This window comes from Allobrachymonas chironomi DSM 19884 (assembly GCF_000374625.1).
GTDB classification, from domain to species: Bacteria; Pseudomonadota; Gammaproteobacteria; order Burkholderiales; family Burkholderiaceae_C; genus Brachymonas; species Brachymonas chironomi.
On sequence record NZ_KB894768.1, the window covers coordinates 73,293 to 87,631 of the forward strand.

Sequence of the window (14,339 nt, forward strand, 5' to 3'; positions counted from 1 at the left end):
ATGAGGCAGCAGACTGCTGCTGTTGCCTGCCCGATCCCATGCGTTCCCCATCCTCTTCCCCACCGGAATCCTCTTCCTGGCTGCTGCGCGGCGCAGGTTTCCGCCTGCTGATCGCCTTGCTGCTGGTGCTGCTGATCTGGCTGGTCTACGCCCTGGTGGTGTAAGCATGGCGATCGTGCTCGACAACATCACCGTGAGCTACCGCAGCGTGCCGGCGGTCCACCATGCCTATGCGCGCTTCGAACCGGGCAGCTCCTGGGCCATTTTCGGTCCCAACGGGGCCGGCAAGAGCACGCTGCTCAAGGCCGTCATGCGCCTGCTGCCTTGCGACACCGGCAGTGTGCAATGGCAGGGCCTGCAGCGTCGTGACCTGGCCTATCTGCCGCAGCAGGCGGAAATCGACCGCAGCCTGCCGATGACAGTGGCCGAGCTGACGGCTCTCGGCTTGTGGCATGAGCTGGGGGCGTTTGGCGGCATCCGTCGTGCGCAGCGCGCGCGTGTGCTGCAGGCACTGGAGCAGGTCGGCATGGCGGCGTTTGCGCAGCGCCAGATCGCGGCGCTGTCACGCGGGCAGTTCCAGCGCGTGCTGTTTGCGCGCATGCTGGTGCAGGACGCGCGCTTCCTGCTGCTGGATGAGCCCTTCAACGCCATGGATGCCTACACCACGCAATCGCTGCTGATGCTGTTGCGGCAGTGCCAGCAGCAGGGCAAGGGCATCATCGCCGTGGTGCATGATGCGGCGCAGGCGCGCCAGTGGTTCGATCAGGCGCTGTTGCTGGCGCGCGAGGTCATGGCTTGCGGCCCGGCGCAGCAGGTGCTGTCCGATGCCAATCTGCAGCGTGCCAGCAGTTTCCGTCAGGATACCGCTACCGACGACGAATGGTGCCGCGTCCAGCCGGAGCAGATCGGCCATGGTCATGTGCATGATCACGATCACGATCACGATCACGCCCATGCGCACGGAGACCGGCCATGAGCGATACCCTGTTGTACGGTTTGCTGCTGGAGCCTTTTGTCCAGTTTGCCTTCATGCGCCGCGCGCTTGCCAGCGTGCTGTTCCTGTCGCTCAGCGCTGCGCCTATCGGCGTGCTGTTGCTGCTGCGCCGCATGAGCCTGATGGGCGATGCGATTGCCCATGCCGTGCTGCCGGGCGTGGCCGCAGGCTTTCTGCTGGCCGGCTTCAACGTCATGGCGATGGGGCTGGGCGGGCTGCTGGCCGGGCTGGTCGTGGCACTCGGCGTCGGTCTGGTGAGCCACTACACCACGCTGCGCGAGGATGCCAACTTTGCCGCCTTCTATCTCAGCTGCCTGGCGATTGGCGTGCTGGTGGTCAGCGTCAGCGGCAGCCAGGTCGATCTGCTGCACCTGCTGTTCGGTTCGGTGCTGGCGGTGGACGCAGCGGCACTCACGCTGGTGGCCAGCGTGTCCAGCATCACGCTGATCGTGCTGGCGCTGATTTATCGGCCGCTGGTGGTGCAGATCATCGATCCGGTCTTCCTGCAGTCGGTCGGCAGCCGCGGTGCGGTCTGGCACGTGCTGTTCCTGATGCTGGTGGTGCTGAACCTGGTGGCCGGTTTCCAGGCGCTGGGCACGCTGATGGCGGTGGGCCTGATGATGTTGCCGGCGATTACGGCACGACTCTGGCAGGTGCGCATGGGCAGCATCATGCTGCTGGCGGCGCTGCTGGCCTGGCTGGGCGGCTACGGCGGTCTGCTGCTGTCCTACCACCTGGACCTGCCATCGGGCCCGTCCATCATCCTGCTGTGTGGTGCCATGTATTTCTTTTCACTGCTGTTTGCCAGCCAGGGCGGCCTGTTGCCGCGCTGGCTGTCGCACCGGCGCCATCAGCGTGCCGGTTTTGATCCCCAGGACCACAAGGAGTAAATCGACATGCATCGACATTCACCCGGGCGTCGCCTGACGCTGACCGGCGCAGTTGCCGGCCTGTTGCTGTTGGCCGGCTGTGGCGAGCGCCAGACGGCACAACCGGCTGCCAGTGCAGCCGCCAGCGGCGCGTCTGCCGCAGCGGTCACGGCACAGCCGCTTCGCGTCATCAGCAGTTTCAGCATCCTTGGTGATGTGGCACGCCAGATCGGCGGCGAGCAGGTGCAGGTCACGGACATCGTCGGCCCGGGCCAGGACGGCCATGTCTACCAGGTCACGCCGGCCGATATCCGTCGCCTGCGCGAAGCGCAGCTGGTGCTGATGAACGGACTCGGCTACGAGGGCGCTGCCCTGGAACGCGCCGTGCGTGACAGCCAGGTGCCGCTGGCACTGGCCAGCGCAGGCATCGAGCCGCTAAAGGGCGGTCATGCCCATGATGACGGCCATGATCATGACCATGGTCATGCCCATGACGACAAGGCCGATGGGCACGATGCCGGTGCGCCCGATCCGCACATCTGGCAGAACCCGGTGCTGATGCAGACGTATGCCGCCAACGTGGCCCAGGCCCTGATCCAGGCCGATCCGGCGCACAGAGAGGCCTATCAGCAGCGTCTGGCCGCTTATCAGCAGATTCTGCGTGAGCTGGACAGCTGGGCCGAAACGCAGTTTGCGGGCATTCCGCAGGCACAGCGCAAGGTCGTGACCGGCCACGATGCCTTTGCCTACCTGGGTCAGCGTTATCAGGTCAGTTTCCTGGCTCCGCAAGGCGTCAGCACCGACAGCCAGCCTTCGGCGCGCACCGTGGCCGCCCTGATTGCCCAGATCCGCAAGGAGCAGGTCAAGGCCGTGTTTGTGGAAAACATCAAGGATCCGCGTCTGGTGGAGCAGATCAGCCGGGAGGCGGGCGTGACCGTCCAGGAGCAGCCCTTGTACTCGGACGCACTCAGCCCGGTCGATGGTCCGGCCAACAGCTATGTCAGCCTGATGCGCTACAACGTGACGCAGCTGGTACAGGCGATGCGTTGAGCGCATGACCCTGCTGACAGTGGGGCAGGTCGGCCCGGCCATGGCCGGATCCGTATCATGGGAAGCATCGCTGTTGCCGGAGAGCTGTCATGTACACCCTGATGCGCGTCAAGGATTTCGATGCGGCCAGTGATCTGCCGGCCGTCCTGCTGGACCGGCTCTGGCCACGCGGCGTACGCAAGGAACATCTGCAGGAGGTCAGCTGGGAAAAGGCGGCCACGCCTTCCAGCGCCCTGCGTGTCTGGTTCCACGAGGATCGGGAGCATCGCTTCGATGCCTTTGTCCAGCGTCTGCGCGAGGAGCTGACACAGCCCGATGCGCAACAGGCCCTGGCACGTATCCGTCTGCTGGAGCAGCAGCATGGACAAGTCACGCTGCTGACTGCCGCACGCGATCCGCAACACAGCCATCTGGTCGTCATCCGCGATCTGCTGCAATCCTGATTCCGGCAACGATGCTGGTTCGTGTCCTACACACTGGCGGCAGCGGCTTTTCTATAGTGAAGACATTGTTCAAGATAACCGGAGAACACCATGTCTACACCCGCTACCCGCATGAACTTTGCCCAGGCCATGGTCGCCGCGATCGCCGCTGCCGCCTGTTCGGCCGCCGTGGCCCAGGGCGCCGCAGCCGTGGTCAGCACCGCCGATTCCCTGAATGAAGTACAGGCCGAGCAAGCTGCCGAAGGCAGCACGCTGACAGACCATGCGGTGATTGCGCCGACCGAGGCCATGCACGAGATGGAGCCTGCAGACAGCAAGGCCTCCGAACCCAAGGTGGATACGGAGGCCCTGAGCACCGGCATGCCGCCGGCGGCCAAGAAGCTGTAAAGCTTACTGTTTCGGGGATTGCGTCAGGCCGTGTGCCAGCGCACCCAGCGCCATGCCGGTAATGCCCCACAGCACATCCCAGTTGCCGACCCCCAGACCGGCCAGCATCGGGCCGGGGCAAACGCCCGACAGGCCCCAGCCGATCCCGAACAGGGCAGAGCCCACCAGCATGTTGCGCGTGACGCCGCTGGTATAGCGGTCGAAGGTCTCGGCAAACACGGGTTTCTTCAGCAGTTTCGGTCCCAGTACCAGGCCGAGCGTGGCCACGGCAATGCCGCCGCCCATGACCAGCATCAGGCCAAGGTCATCCAGCATCAGGAATTCCAGCACGATCTCCGGCATCATCATGGTCGAGAGTGCCAGGCCAAAGCCGAACAGCAGGCCGGCCAGCAGGGTGGATAGGGTCTTTGCCATCAGAACCACCTCGTGATCAGGTTGGCCGTCAGCAGACCGGTGGCCATGAAGGTCAGCACCGCGACGACCGAGGGCAGATGGAAGGATCCGATTCCACAGATACCGTGGCCGGAGGCGCAGCCGCCGCCCAGACGGGCACCATAGCCCACGAACAGGCCACCCAGCAGCAGTTGCCAGCCCGGAATCGTGGTGGTGACGCGCTCGCCGTTACCCAGCAGCAGCCACCAGGCAAGAGCGCCCAGGATCACGCCCAGGGCGTATACCAGCCGCCAGTTGCGCGATGCGATGAAGCGCGCCTGCTGAAAGAACGGATGCTTGAGAAAAAACGACCAGGTGGTGGTGTAGACCGGGCTGAGGCCGCCGAAGCGGCCGGTCAGCACGTACAGTAGCGCGGCACCCAGGCCAATGAACATGCCGCCCACCAAATAGTGGAGCCAGCCATGCGGGAACGGAGTGGTCAATATATTCATGATTTGTAGATTGTAGTGAACCAGACCGGCTGCAGCAAGCCGGATGCTGTTTTCGCACAAAAAAGGGTGGCCATGTTGACCACCCTGTTGTGCAGGAACTGGCTGGTCGCCTTACTTCGCCCAGCTGTCCTTCAGTCCGGTCACGCGGTTGAACACCGGCTTGCCGCTGCGGTGATCGATCCGGTCCGTGGCAAAGTAACCCAGGCGCTCGAACTGGAAATGGCTTTCGGGTGCAGCGTCGGCCACCGAAGGCTCGATCCAGGCCGTGACCGTCTTCAGGCTGTCCGGATTCAGCAGCGTCAGGAAATCCCGGTCACCGGCATCCGGCTGGGCTTCGCTGAACAGGCGGTCGTACAGGCGCACTTCGGCTTGCACACCGTCTGCGGCACCCACCCAGCCGATCACGCCCTTGACCTTGACGCTGTCCGCGCCCGGCGTACCGCTCTTGGTATCGGGGATCAGCTCGACCAGCACCTCGGTGATATGGCCGTCGGCATCCTTGTTGAAGCCGGTACAGGCCACCACATAGCCGTACTTCAGACGTACCTTGTTGCCTTCCACGGTCTGGCCGCTGGCATGGGTGTGCGGCGGATACAGGCGGCGATAGCCTTTTTCCGGCACCTCCATGAAATCCTCGCGCTCGATCCAGAGCTCCCGGCCCAGACGCATGCGGCGCTGACCCATGTCCGGGTGGTGCGGGTGCACCGGAGCCTGACAGTCTTCCAGCGTATCGGCGCCCATCAGCGCGTCCCAGTTGGTAATTGTCACGCGCAGCGGATCCAGCACCGCCATGGCGCGCGGGGCCACCGGATCCAGCACATCGCGCAGCGATCCTTCCAGCGTGCCGTAATCGATCCAGCTGTCGGCCTTGGTCACGCCGATGCGCTCGCAGAACAGGCGCAGGCTTTCCGGCGTGTAGCCACGGCGGCGCAGGCCGGCCAGGGTTGGCATGCGCGGATCGTCCCAGCCCTGCACATGGCCCTCATCGACCAGCTGTTTGAGCTTGCGCTTGCTGGTGACCACGTAAGTCAGGTTGAGGCGGGCAAATTCGAACTGGCGCGAGGGCGGCGTATTGACGATGCCACCAGCAGCCAGGTGCTCCAGCAGCCAGTCGTAGAACGGGCGCTGGTCCTCGAACTCCAGCGTGCAGATGCTGTGCGTGATGTTTTCCAGCGCATCCTCGATCGGATGGGCAAAGGTGTACATCGGGTAGATGCACCACTGGTCGCCGGTATTGTGGTGGTGGGCGCGGCGGATACGGTAGATTGCCGGATCGCGCATGTTGATGTTGGGGTGCGCCATGTCGATCTTTGCGCGCAGTACGGCAGCACCATCGGCCAGCTCGCCGTTGCGCATCTGCGTGAAACGGTCCAGATTGTCCTGCACGCTGCGGCTGCGGAACGGGCTGTCGGTACCGGGCGTGGTGAAATCGCCGCGAGACTTGCGCATGTCTTCCGGGCTCTGCTCGTCCACATAGGCCAGACCCTGTTCGATCAGGTAGACCGCCGCGCGGTACATCAGGTCGAAGTAGTTGCTGGCGTAATACAGGTGGGTTTCGGGCTGGCCGTTGAGGTTGCTGGTCCAGTCAAAGCCCAGCCAGTGCACCGCCTCGATGATGGCGTCCACGTATTCCTGGCTTTCCTTTTCCGGATTGGTGTCGTCAAAGCGCAGGTGGCAGACGCCGTTGTAGTCCTGTGCCAGGCCAAAGTTCAGGCAGATGCTCTTGGCATGGCCGATGTGCAGGTAGCCGTTGGGTTCGGGCGGAAAACGCGTGCGGATGCGCGCCGGATCCAGCGCGCCAGCCTGGTGGTGGGCGGCATCGCCCGGTGAGCCACCCCAGTGGCGCTGGGCATGGGTACCCTGTTCCAGATCGGTTTCGATGATCTGGCGCAGAAAGTTGCTCGGTTTGCTGCCGGTGTCTTCGGCCGCAGCAGGGGGTGTCGGTGCATGTGTAGTCATGCTTCCGATTTTAGCCGGCTGCCCGCACCCTGCACTCTGTCACGGCGGAAACCGCGCCAGCTTCAGGACTGTCCCAACTCCTTCAGCTTGATGAAGGCCAGTGCCGCCATCACGGCATCGTTGAGCGCATCGTGGGCATCGCGCTTGGGCAGGTCCAAGTCTTCCATCAGGGTATCGAAGCGCAAGTCGATATCGGCATTGTCCAGCTGCTTGTACGAGGGCAGGCGCTTGAACTTGTAGTCGTAGTACATGGCCGAGACCTCGATCTGGCGATGTGGCAGCTTGATGCCCAGAATCGGCTTCATGGCGCGGTTGATCATTGCGGCATCGAATTCGAGGAAATAGCCTACCAGCGGTCGGCTGCCGATGAAGCGCAGCAGCTGCAGCATGGCGATGTCCACCGGAATGCCGCAGGCCACATCGGCTTCGCGCAGCCGGTGCACGCGGATGCTTTCGGCCGAGACTGCGCCCTGCGGCTGTACCAGCAGCTCCAGGCGCTCGCTGCTCATGATGCGCCGGCCCTTGATGCGGACCGCGCCGATCGAGATGATGTCGTCGGAGCGGACGTTGAGGCCGGTGGTTTCACAGTCCAGCGCCACGTATTCGTCAGGTGGCGGCTCGTCAAACACGAAGCTGAACTCGGGCGAGGCGAGATGTTTCTTCTGCCAGCCCTGGCGTACGCCGGCCAGCCAGGCGGAAGGTGCAAGATTGCCGAAGACCATGGCTGCCCCCGCTTACAGGGCATCCAGCCGGAAACGCTGGCGCAGGGTGGCCTTGAAGCGCTTGACCACGGTCAGGCTGTCCTTCAGCAGGTCGCGGTCCAGGCTGCTCATTTCCTTGGGGTCGGCCTCGCCGCTGACCGGGCGGCCCATTTCCAGTTCCTTCAGCCCGGCCTTGAGCCGCAGGCCCATGAAGAAGTGCAGGGCGTGGGTGAGCTCGTCGCCCCAGTCCTGCTTGAACTGGCCGTTCAGCACCATGGCCTGGATGCGTTCCACGGTGCCCGTGGCCTGGATGCGGTTGGCCAGCGCCAGGCTGCGCATGCCGTGCACGATGGGGAAAATGCCCATTTTCTTCATGTGCAGCAGGTCGCTGTCCTCGCCGATGGAAAACATGCGGCCCAGCCAGCTGCTGCCGCTGCCAAAGGCGTCAATGGCAGCGGCAAAGCGGTTCAGGGTGGCATCGTTGTCGGTGGACAGTTCCCACAGGCGCTCGGTGACGTGCGAGAGCAGGCGGCCATCCCCGGCCACGGCATGGGCGTCCAGGAAAATCGCCAGGTTCATCATGCCTTCGGGCTGGCCGCCAATCAGCCAGCCGCGTGTGCGGGTCACCCATTCGGCACGGCTGCCGCGCCATTCCGGGTTGTTCAGCATGATGCGGCCCGGGCACTCGGGGTAGCCAAAACGGGTCAGCGCGGCCGAGAAGGCATCGCAGATCTGCTGCAGGTTGTCGGGCGGGGTGTAGTCGTCGCGCAGGATCAGGCCGTTGTCCTGGTCGGTCTTGAGCAGCTGCTCGCCACGGCCCTCGCTGCCCATCACGATCAGACAGCTGTTCTGCACCAGTTCTTTCGGCGCCACCATTTCCCAGGCGCGCTCGAACAGGCGGGCATTGATTTCCTGCACCAGGCTGCCGATCAGGCCCACATTGGTGCCGCTGCGGTAGAGCTGCTGCACCATGCCCCGGGTCTGGCCGGCGGCATCGGCCAGCATGTCCAGGCTGGTGGCCTGGTCGATGCGGGTCAGGATCAGATGCGAGTGGTTGGACAGGAAGCTGAACACGTCCAGCGATTCGATCACGCCCTGCACGCCGTCCTTGCCGGACACCACGATGCGGTGGATGCGATGGCGCAGCATCATGGTCAGCGCCTCGCCCATCAGGCTTTCGGGCGGCAGCGTGATCAGGTTGTAGGTGGCCAGGTCGCCCACCGGCAAGTCGTGCAGCGGCCGGCCATCCAGAATCGCCTTGGGCAGGGCCGTGCTGGAGAAAATGCCCAGCCGCGGCAGGGTGCCGGTGTCGTCGCGCACCAGCACGTGCGAGGTGTTGTGCGCTGAAAACACGCGTGCCACTTCCACGATGTCGGTATCGGCATCCACGTAGTGTGGCGGGTGCATCACGGCCTGGTCCAGCCGTGCCAGCGTGAGCGACTGCATTTCCTGCTCGTCGTGGCGCTGCGACAGGGCGCTGAGCTTGTCGCCCAGATTGGAGAACAGCAGGGCGCTGAAGGTGGCATTGTCGGCAATCAGCGACAGCACGGTGTCCTGCGCCAGCTCGTAGGCCAGTACCTCCTCCTGGGCCACGAAGCGGTGGCTGCTCTTTCCTGATACCAGCCCGCGGCCGTCAAAGGTGTCGTCGGGGCCGTACATGTAGAGCAGTTCGTTGCCCTCCATCTGGGCCACATGGCCCTTGATCACCACGTACAGGAAGCGGGGGACGTCCCCGGTATCCAGGATGACATCGTCCTTGCGGAAATAGGCGATATCGATATTGTCTCGGACCAGTTGCTGTTCGCCCTTGCTCAGGCTGTCGAACGGGGAAGCGGAGAAATTGAAGGCGTTGGGCATGGCAAAAAGCGGGGAAATAGCTTTTGTCAGTCTAGCGTCAAGCAGGCAAGGGCGGCAGTGGTGCAGACCCTGTGTGGTGCGTTGTGTACAGCATCACTGCATCTCCGGGCTAACCCTGAGTCCCGTTACGCGCAAGTTCAGGGTTAATCCCTAGCAGAAAAATCGTGAATACTGATCTGCATCAAAACCAGCTCATGCGCTGCAACATTTTTTGTGAATTTACGGGTTTTCTCCATGTATGTGACGTCTTGTAACCCGGTCTAATTCCCTCCGGTTGCAGTGTGCGCTGCGAGTTTGTTCCAGTTGGAAAAAGCCCCCGTGAACGCAGCCCATATCCATTTATCAACAAGGAGACATGCCCATGAGTAGTGATCCCAACGTTGTGCTCGATCCGATGGTCCAGAAGATCAGCAACAACCCCAAGTACCAGGAGCTGAAAGCCAAGCGCAATCGCTTTGGCTGGACGCTGGCCATCATCATGCTGATCGTGTATTACGGCTATATCGCCCTGATCGCCTTCAACAAGGAATTCCTGGCGCAGCCGATTGGTTCCGGCGTCACCACGCTGGGTATTCCGCTGGGCATGGGCGTCATCGTGTTCACCATCATCATCACCGTCATTTACGTGCGTCGCGCCAATACGGAATATGACGCCATCACCGCAGACATCCTGAAGGACGCCAGCAAATGAAAAAAACCGCTTTTGCACTGGGCTCCCTGCTGGCTGCCGGCGCCGCCATGGCGGCCGGTGGTGACGTAGGCGAAACCGCCAAGCAGTCCACCAACTGGACGGCCATCATCATGTTCGGCATCTTCGTGCTGGCCACGCTGTGGATCACCAAATGGGCTGCCTCCAAGACCAAGTCGGCTTCCGACTTCTACACGGCAGGCGGTGGCATCACCGGCTTCCAGAACGGCCTGGCGATTGCCGGTGACTACATGTCGGCGGCGTCCTTCCTGGGCATTTCCGCTGCCGTGATGGCCAACGGCTATGACGGCCTGATCTACTCCATCGGCTTCCTGGTCGGCTGGCCGGTGATTACCTTCCTGATGGCCGAGCGCCTGCGCAACCTGGGCAAGTTCACCTTTGCCGACGTGGCCGGTTACCGCTTCCAGCAGGGCCCGATCCGTGCGTTTGCCGCCTGCGGCACGCTGGTGGTGGTGGCCTTCTACCTGATCGCCCAGATGGTGGGTGCCGGCCAGCTGATCAAGCTGCTGTTTGGCCTGGACTACATCTTCGCGGTGATCATCGTGGGCGTGCTGATGATGGTGTACGTGCTGTTCGGCGGCATGACGGCAACCACCTGGGTGCAGATCATCAAGGCCGTGCTGCTGCTGTCCGGCGTGACCTTCATGGCCTTCATGGTGCTGCTGAAGTACGGCTTCAGCCCCGAAGCCCTGTTCCGCCACGCCGTGGAAGTGAAGGCGGCCATCGCCCAGAATGGTGGTGCCAGCGCTGACGAGGCAGCCAAGACCGGTCTGGCCATCATGGGCCCGGGAGGCTTCATCAAGGATCCGATCTCTGCCATCAGCTTCGGCATGGCGCTGATGTTCGGTACCGCAGGTCTGCCGCACGTGCTGATGCGCTTCTTCACCGTGCCGAACGCCAAGGAAGCCCGCAAGTCCGTGGCCTGGGCCACGACCTGGATCGGCTACTTCTACGTGCTGATCTTCATCATCGGCTTCGGCGCCATTACCCTGGTGCTGACCGACCCGACCTTTGCCGATACTGCCAAGGGTGTCATCAAGGGCGGTGCCGGTACCTCCAACATGGCAGCCGTGCTGGTGGCCGAAGTGGTGGGCGGTGACGTGTTCTTCGGCTTCATCTCTGCCGTGGCTTTCGCCACCATCCTGGCCGTGGTGGCCGGTCTGACGCTGTCCGGCGCTTCCGCCGTGTCGCACGACCTGTACTCCACCGTGTTCAAGAAGGGCAAGGCCGACAGCGCTGCCGAACTGCGCGTATCCCGCATCACCACGCTGACGCTGGGTGTGGTCGCCGTGCTGCTGGGTATCGTGTTCGAGCGCATGAACATCGCGTTCATGGTGGCCATGGCCTTTGCCGTGGCAGCCTCGGCCAACTTCCCGGTGCTGTTCCTGTCCATCATGTGGAAGGACATGACCACCAAGGGTGCCGTGATCGGCGGTTTCCTGGGCCTGATCTCCTCCGTGGCGCTGACCATCGTGTCGCCCTCGGTGTGGGAAGCGGTGCTGGGCAACCCCAAGGGTTCCGCGCTGTTCCCCTACACCTCGCCGGCCCTGTTCTCCATGACCATCGGCTTCGTCGGTATCTGGCTGTTCTCCGTGCTGGACCGTAGCCCGCAAGCTGCCCGCGAGCGCGCTGCCTTCCCGGCACAGCAGGTCCGTTCCGAGACCGGTCTGGGCGCTTCCAAGGCATCCGACCACTGATTGCACCAAGTTGCAACCCAGGCGCGCCCGCAAGGGCCGCCTGATTTGCCGGGCTGTTCCAGCCCGGTTTTTTTTTGTCCCGACTTTGCCCGTGCAGCGCCTGCCGGCGTGAACTATTTGCTGGCGACGGAATCCATATCCTGCAAGAATGAAACCAGGGCAGGAAGCACCTGCCGGCCTGCTGTCGGCAGATGGCAGGGAGAACCAGACAGGAGCATCGCCATGAAGCAGTCCGTTCATCACGATTCCCGCCAGGCTGCGGTGGCCCGTCGCCGGTCGCTGGCCGCCATGGCCTTGGCCGCTGGCGCCGCCTTGCTGGCTGGCTGCAGCACCACCTTCAGCACCCAGGTCACCAATTTCAACCAGTGGCCGCAGCATGTGGCGGGCGCCACTTACACCATCGTGCAGACGGCGCAGCCGGGCACGCTGGAGCTGAGCGAGCTGGAGCGGCAGACCTATGAAAACCAGCTGTCACGCGCGCTGCAGGCGCAGGGGCTGGTGCCGGCGGCCAAGCCGGAATCGGCACGGCTGGAAGCCGACATGGGCGTGACGCTCAAGCGCGAGATCATCGAATACTCGCGCCCGGTGTACCGCCACATGCCATGGTGGGGCTGGCCGGGCTACAACTTCGGTCCGGGCTTTGGTCCCTGGGACCACTGGGAAGATGGTGGTCTGGGTGGCGCCTGGGGCGGCATGTACCTGGACGAGCAGCTGGTGCGCCAGCCGCTGCATACCTACAGCCTCAAGGTGCGCATCCGTGACCGTGCACAGCAGCAGGGCCGCGCCGCAGCACCAAGCGTGTTCGAATCGACTGCGCAGTATGCCGGCAATCCGGTGCAGCTGCCGTCGCTCATGCCCTATCTGATGGAATCGGCATTTGACGGCTTCCCGGGTCAGAACGGTCAGACGCGCAAGATCGAATTTGATGCCGATACCGGGGCCAGACGCCTGCCGACAGGGCAGGCGCAAGTCCCGGCTACTGCGGCATCACGCCCCTGATCCGGGCCGGTATGGCACCCGAAAGCCCGGCTGCCTGTGGGGTGCAGGCGACGCCGGGGGTGCAGTTTCCGGCGCGCTCACGTAAAATTGCACGATTGCCGATGGCGCTGCATCGACAGCGGCCATTCTGTTTTGCTCTTGTTCACAATTCACATGTCATCTACCCTGCACCCCATGCTCAATGTGGCCATCAAGGCTGCGCGCGCCGCTGGCGCCATCATCAACCGTGCCTCTCTCGACGTCGAGGCCGTCCGTGTCAGCCAGAAGCAGGTCAATGACTTTGTGACCGAGGTAGACCAGCAGGCGGAACTCGCCATCATCGATACCCTCCATACCGCCTACCCGCAGCACGGTTTTTTCGCCGAGGAAACCGGCCAGGCGCATGGCAACCCGGACAGCGATTTCGTCTGGTACATCGATCCGCTCGATGGCACCACCAACTTCATCCACGGCTTTCCGGTCTACTGCGTGAGCATTGCTCTGGCGGTGCGCGGCAAGATGGAGCAGGCGGTGATTTATGATCCCAGCCGCAACGACCTGTTCACCGCCACGCGTGGTCGTGGTGCCTACCTGAACGACCGCCGCATCCGCGTCAGCAAGCGCATCCGCATGGCGGATTGCCTGATCAGCACCGGTTTCCCGTTCCGTCCGGGCCAGGACTACAGCCAGTTCATGCAGATGTTCACCGACATGATGAAGAAGACTGCCGGCGTGCGTCGTCCGGGCGCGGCAGCACTGGACCTGGCCTATGTGGCGGCCGGCTTCAGTGACGGTTTCTTCGAGACCGGCCTGCAGCCCTGGGACGTGGCTGCGGGCAGTCTGCTGGTGCAGGAAGCCGGTGGCCTGGTCGGCAACTTCACCGGCGAATCTGATTTCCTGTTCAGCCAGGAATGTCTGGCCGCCAACCCCAAGATCTACGCACTGATGGTCGGCATGCTGAACCAGTACAGCCGCTACGGCGAGGCCGCATTGGCGCGCAGCAAGCCCGAACCCCAGACCTCTGAAGAGACGGCCGGCGAGGACACCGGCGCAGCCGAAGCCTGATCTGCCTGCAGGCTGGCACCGGATGCTGTCATGGCATCCGGTTTTTTTACGCCTGCAGCAAGCTCCGGGCAGAGTGCCGGTTGCAGGGGCCTGGCAGTTTCAGTCCGCGTCGGGCTGCACCTCAGGTGCTGCCTGCTGGAAGGCGGGCAGCGTCTCGCAGGCTGCGGCAATGCGCTGGATCGTGGGGTAGGCGTCCAGCGGACACTGGAAACGGCGGGCGTTGTACAGCTGTGGCACCAGACAACAATCGGCCAGCGTGGGCGTGTCGCCGTGGCAGAAACGGCCGGTGGACGGATGATCGGCCAGCAGGGCTTTCAGACCTTGCAGGCCTGTGGCAACCCAGTGCCGGTACCAGGCATCCTTCTGTTCGGCGCTGATGCCCAGCTGCTGGCTCACGTACTGCAGCACGCGCAGGTTGTTGACCGGGTGCAGGTCGCAGGCTATGGCCTGGGCCAAGGCTCGCACGCGGGCCCGGCCAATGGCATCAGCCGGCAGCAGGGCCGGTTCGGGCTGCACTTCGTCCAGATATTCCATGATGGCCAGCGACTGCGTCAGCACGGTGCCGTCTTCCAGTTCGAAAGCCGGGACCAGCGCCTGCGGATTGCGGGCGCGGTACGCTGCGCTGCAGTGCTGGCCGCCGTCCTTGACCAGATGCACCGGAACGGCCGTATAGGGCATGCCCTTCAGGTTCAGGGCGATGCGCACCCGCTAGGCGGCGGAGCTGCGGTAGTAGGTGTAAAGCGTGG

Annotated in this window: 16 protein-coding genes; 10 read left to right on the forward strand and 6 right to left on the reverse strand. The window is 63.6% G+C overall.

Features of this window, described 5'->3' with window-relative positions; genetic code table 11:
* The first annotated feature begins 38 nt into the window (after positions 1 to 38).
* The 6 genes from C513_RS14675 (at position 39) to C513_RS0106340 (ending at position 3,743) form a co-directional block, all read left to right on the forward strand.
* Positions 39 to 164: a hypothetical protein gene (locus C513_RS14675; protein WP_018715194.1), complete on the forward strand. Its 126-nt coding sequence runs from the start codon at positions 39 to 41 to the stop codon at positions 162 to 164.
* Positions 165 to 166: 2 nt separating this feature from the next.
* Positions 167 to 976, forward strand: coding sequence for a metal ABC transporter ATP-binding protein (locus C513_RS12870; protein WP_018715195.1), 810 nt, complete (start codon positions 167 to 169; stop codon positions 974 to 976).
* On the forward strand, positions 973 to 1,884 hold the full coding sequence (locus C513_RS0106325) for a metal ABC transporter permease (RefSeq protein ID WP_018715196.1): 912 nt from the start codon (positions 973 to 975) through the stop codon (positions 1,882 to 1,884). The genes C513_RS12870 and C513_RS0106325 overlap by 4 nt, the downstream gene beginning before the upstream one ends.
* A 6-nt stretch (positions 1,885 to 1,890) precedes the next feature.
* A complete protein-coding gene (locus C513_RS0106330) occupies positions 1,891 to 2,913 on the forward strand; it encodes a metal ABC transporter solute-binding protein, Zn/Mn family (protein WP_018715197.1) in 1,023 nt (340 codons plus the stop codon).
* A gap of 89 nt (positions 2,914 to 3,002) precedes the next feature.
* Entirely contained in the window at positions 3,003 to 3,356 is a 354-nt protein-coding gene (locus C513_RS0106335) for a DUF488 domain-containing protein (protein ID WP_018715198.1), read from the forward strand.
* Positions 3,357 to 3,446: 90 nt separating this feature from the next.
* Positions 3,447 to 3,743 (forward strand): hypothetical protein, encoded by a 297-nt coding sequence (locus tag C513_RS0106340; RefSeq protein WP_156816056.1) that lies wholly within the window; start codon positions 3,447 to 3,449, stop codon positions 3,741 to 3,743.
* 3 nt (positions 3,744 to 3,746) lie between these two features.
* Here C513_RS0106340 and C513_RS0106345 read toward each other — a convergent pair whose 3' ends face one another.
* The 5 genes from C513_RS0106345 to C513_RS0106365 form a co-directional block, all read right to left on the reverse strand.
* Positions 3,747 to 4,157, reverse strand: a complete 411-nt coding sequence (locus tag C513_RS0106345) for a DUF6691 family protein (protein WP_018715200.1) — start codon at positions 4,155 to 4,157, stop codon at positions 3,747 to 3,749.
* The gene (locus C513_RS0106350) at positions 4,157 to 4,627 is read right to left on the reverse strand and encodes a YeeE/YedE family protein (RefSeq protein ID WP_026320617.1); all 471 of its coding nucleotides are present in this window, start codon (positions 4,625 to 4,627) and stop codon (positions 4,157 to 4,159) included. The genes C513_RS0106345 and C513_RS0106350 overlap by 1 nt, the downstream gene beginning before the upstream one ends.
* A gap of 111 nt (positions 4,628 to 4,738) precedes the next feature.
* Positions 4,739 to 6,586: a glutamine--tRNA ligase/YqeY domain fusion protein gene (locus tag C513_RS0106355; protein WP_018715202.1), complete on the reverse strand. Its 1,848-nt coding sequence runs from the start codon at positions 6,584 to 6,586 to the stop codon at positions 4,739 to 4,741.
* A 62-nt stretch (positions 6,587 to 6,648) separates the two neighbouring features.
* Entirely contained in the window at positions 6,649 to 7,308 is a 660-nt protein-coding gene (locus C513_RS0106360; protein ID WP_018715203.1) for a 3'-5' exonuclease, read from the reverse strand.
* A gap of 12 nt (positions 7,309 to 7,320) precedes the next feature.
* Positions 7,321 to 9,144 (reverse strand): DUF294 nucleotidyltransferase-like domain-containing protein, encoded by a 1,824-nt coding sequence (locus C513_RS0106365; RefSeq protein WP_018715204.1) that lies wholly within the window; start codon positions 9,142 to 9,144, stop codon positions 7,321 to 7,323.
* A gap of 382 nt (positions 9,145 to 9,526) precedes the next feature.
* On the opposite strand from C513_RS0106365, the gene C513_RS0106370 reads away from it, so the two are divergent.
* The 4 genes from C513_RS0106370 (at position 9,527) to C513_RS12875 (ending at position 13,593) form a co-directional block, all read left to right on the forward strand.
* Positions 9,527 to 9,835 carry a DUF485 domain-containing protein gene (locus tag C513_RS0106370; RefSeq protein WP_026320618.1) on the forward strand — a complete coding sequence of 103 codons (309 nt, stop codon included), beginning with the start codon at positions 9,527 to 9,529 and terminating at the stop codon, positions 9,833 to 9,835.
* Positions 9,832 to 11,550, forward strand: a complete 1,719-nt coding sequence (locus tag C513_RS0106375; protein ID WP_018715206.1) for a cation acetate symporter — start codon at positions 9,832 to 9,834, stop codon at positions 11,548 to 11,550. The genes C513_RS0106370 and C513_RS0106375 overlap by 4 nt, the downstream gene beginning before the upstream one ends.
* 222 nt (positions 11,551 to 11,772) lie before the next feature.
* Complete coding sequence (locus C513_RS0106380) at positions 11,773 to 12,549, forward strand: DUF4136 domain-containing protein (RefSeq protein WP_018715207.1); 777 nt, start codon at positions 11,773 to 11,775, stop codon at positions 12,547 to 12,549.
* A 153-nt stretch (positions 12,550 to 12,702) separates the two neighbouring features.
* A complete protein-coding gene (locus tag C513_RS12875) occupies positions 12,703 to 13,593 on the forward strand; it encodes an inositol monophosphatase family protein (protein ID WP_051084404.1) in 891 nt (296 codons plus the stop codon).
* Between the two features lie 99 nt (positions 13,594 to 13,692).
* Here C513_RS12875 and maiA read toward each other — a convergent pair whose 3' ends face one another.
* Positions 13,693 to 14,298: a maleylacetoacetate isomerase gene (gene maiA, locus C513_RS13565; protein ID WP_018715209.1), complete on the reverse strand. Its 606-nt coding sequence runs from the start codon at positions 14,296 to 14,298 to the stop codon at positions 13,693 to 13,695.
* Between the last annotated feature and the right edge of the window lie 41 nt (positions 14,299 to 14,339).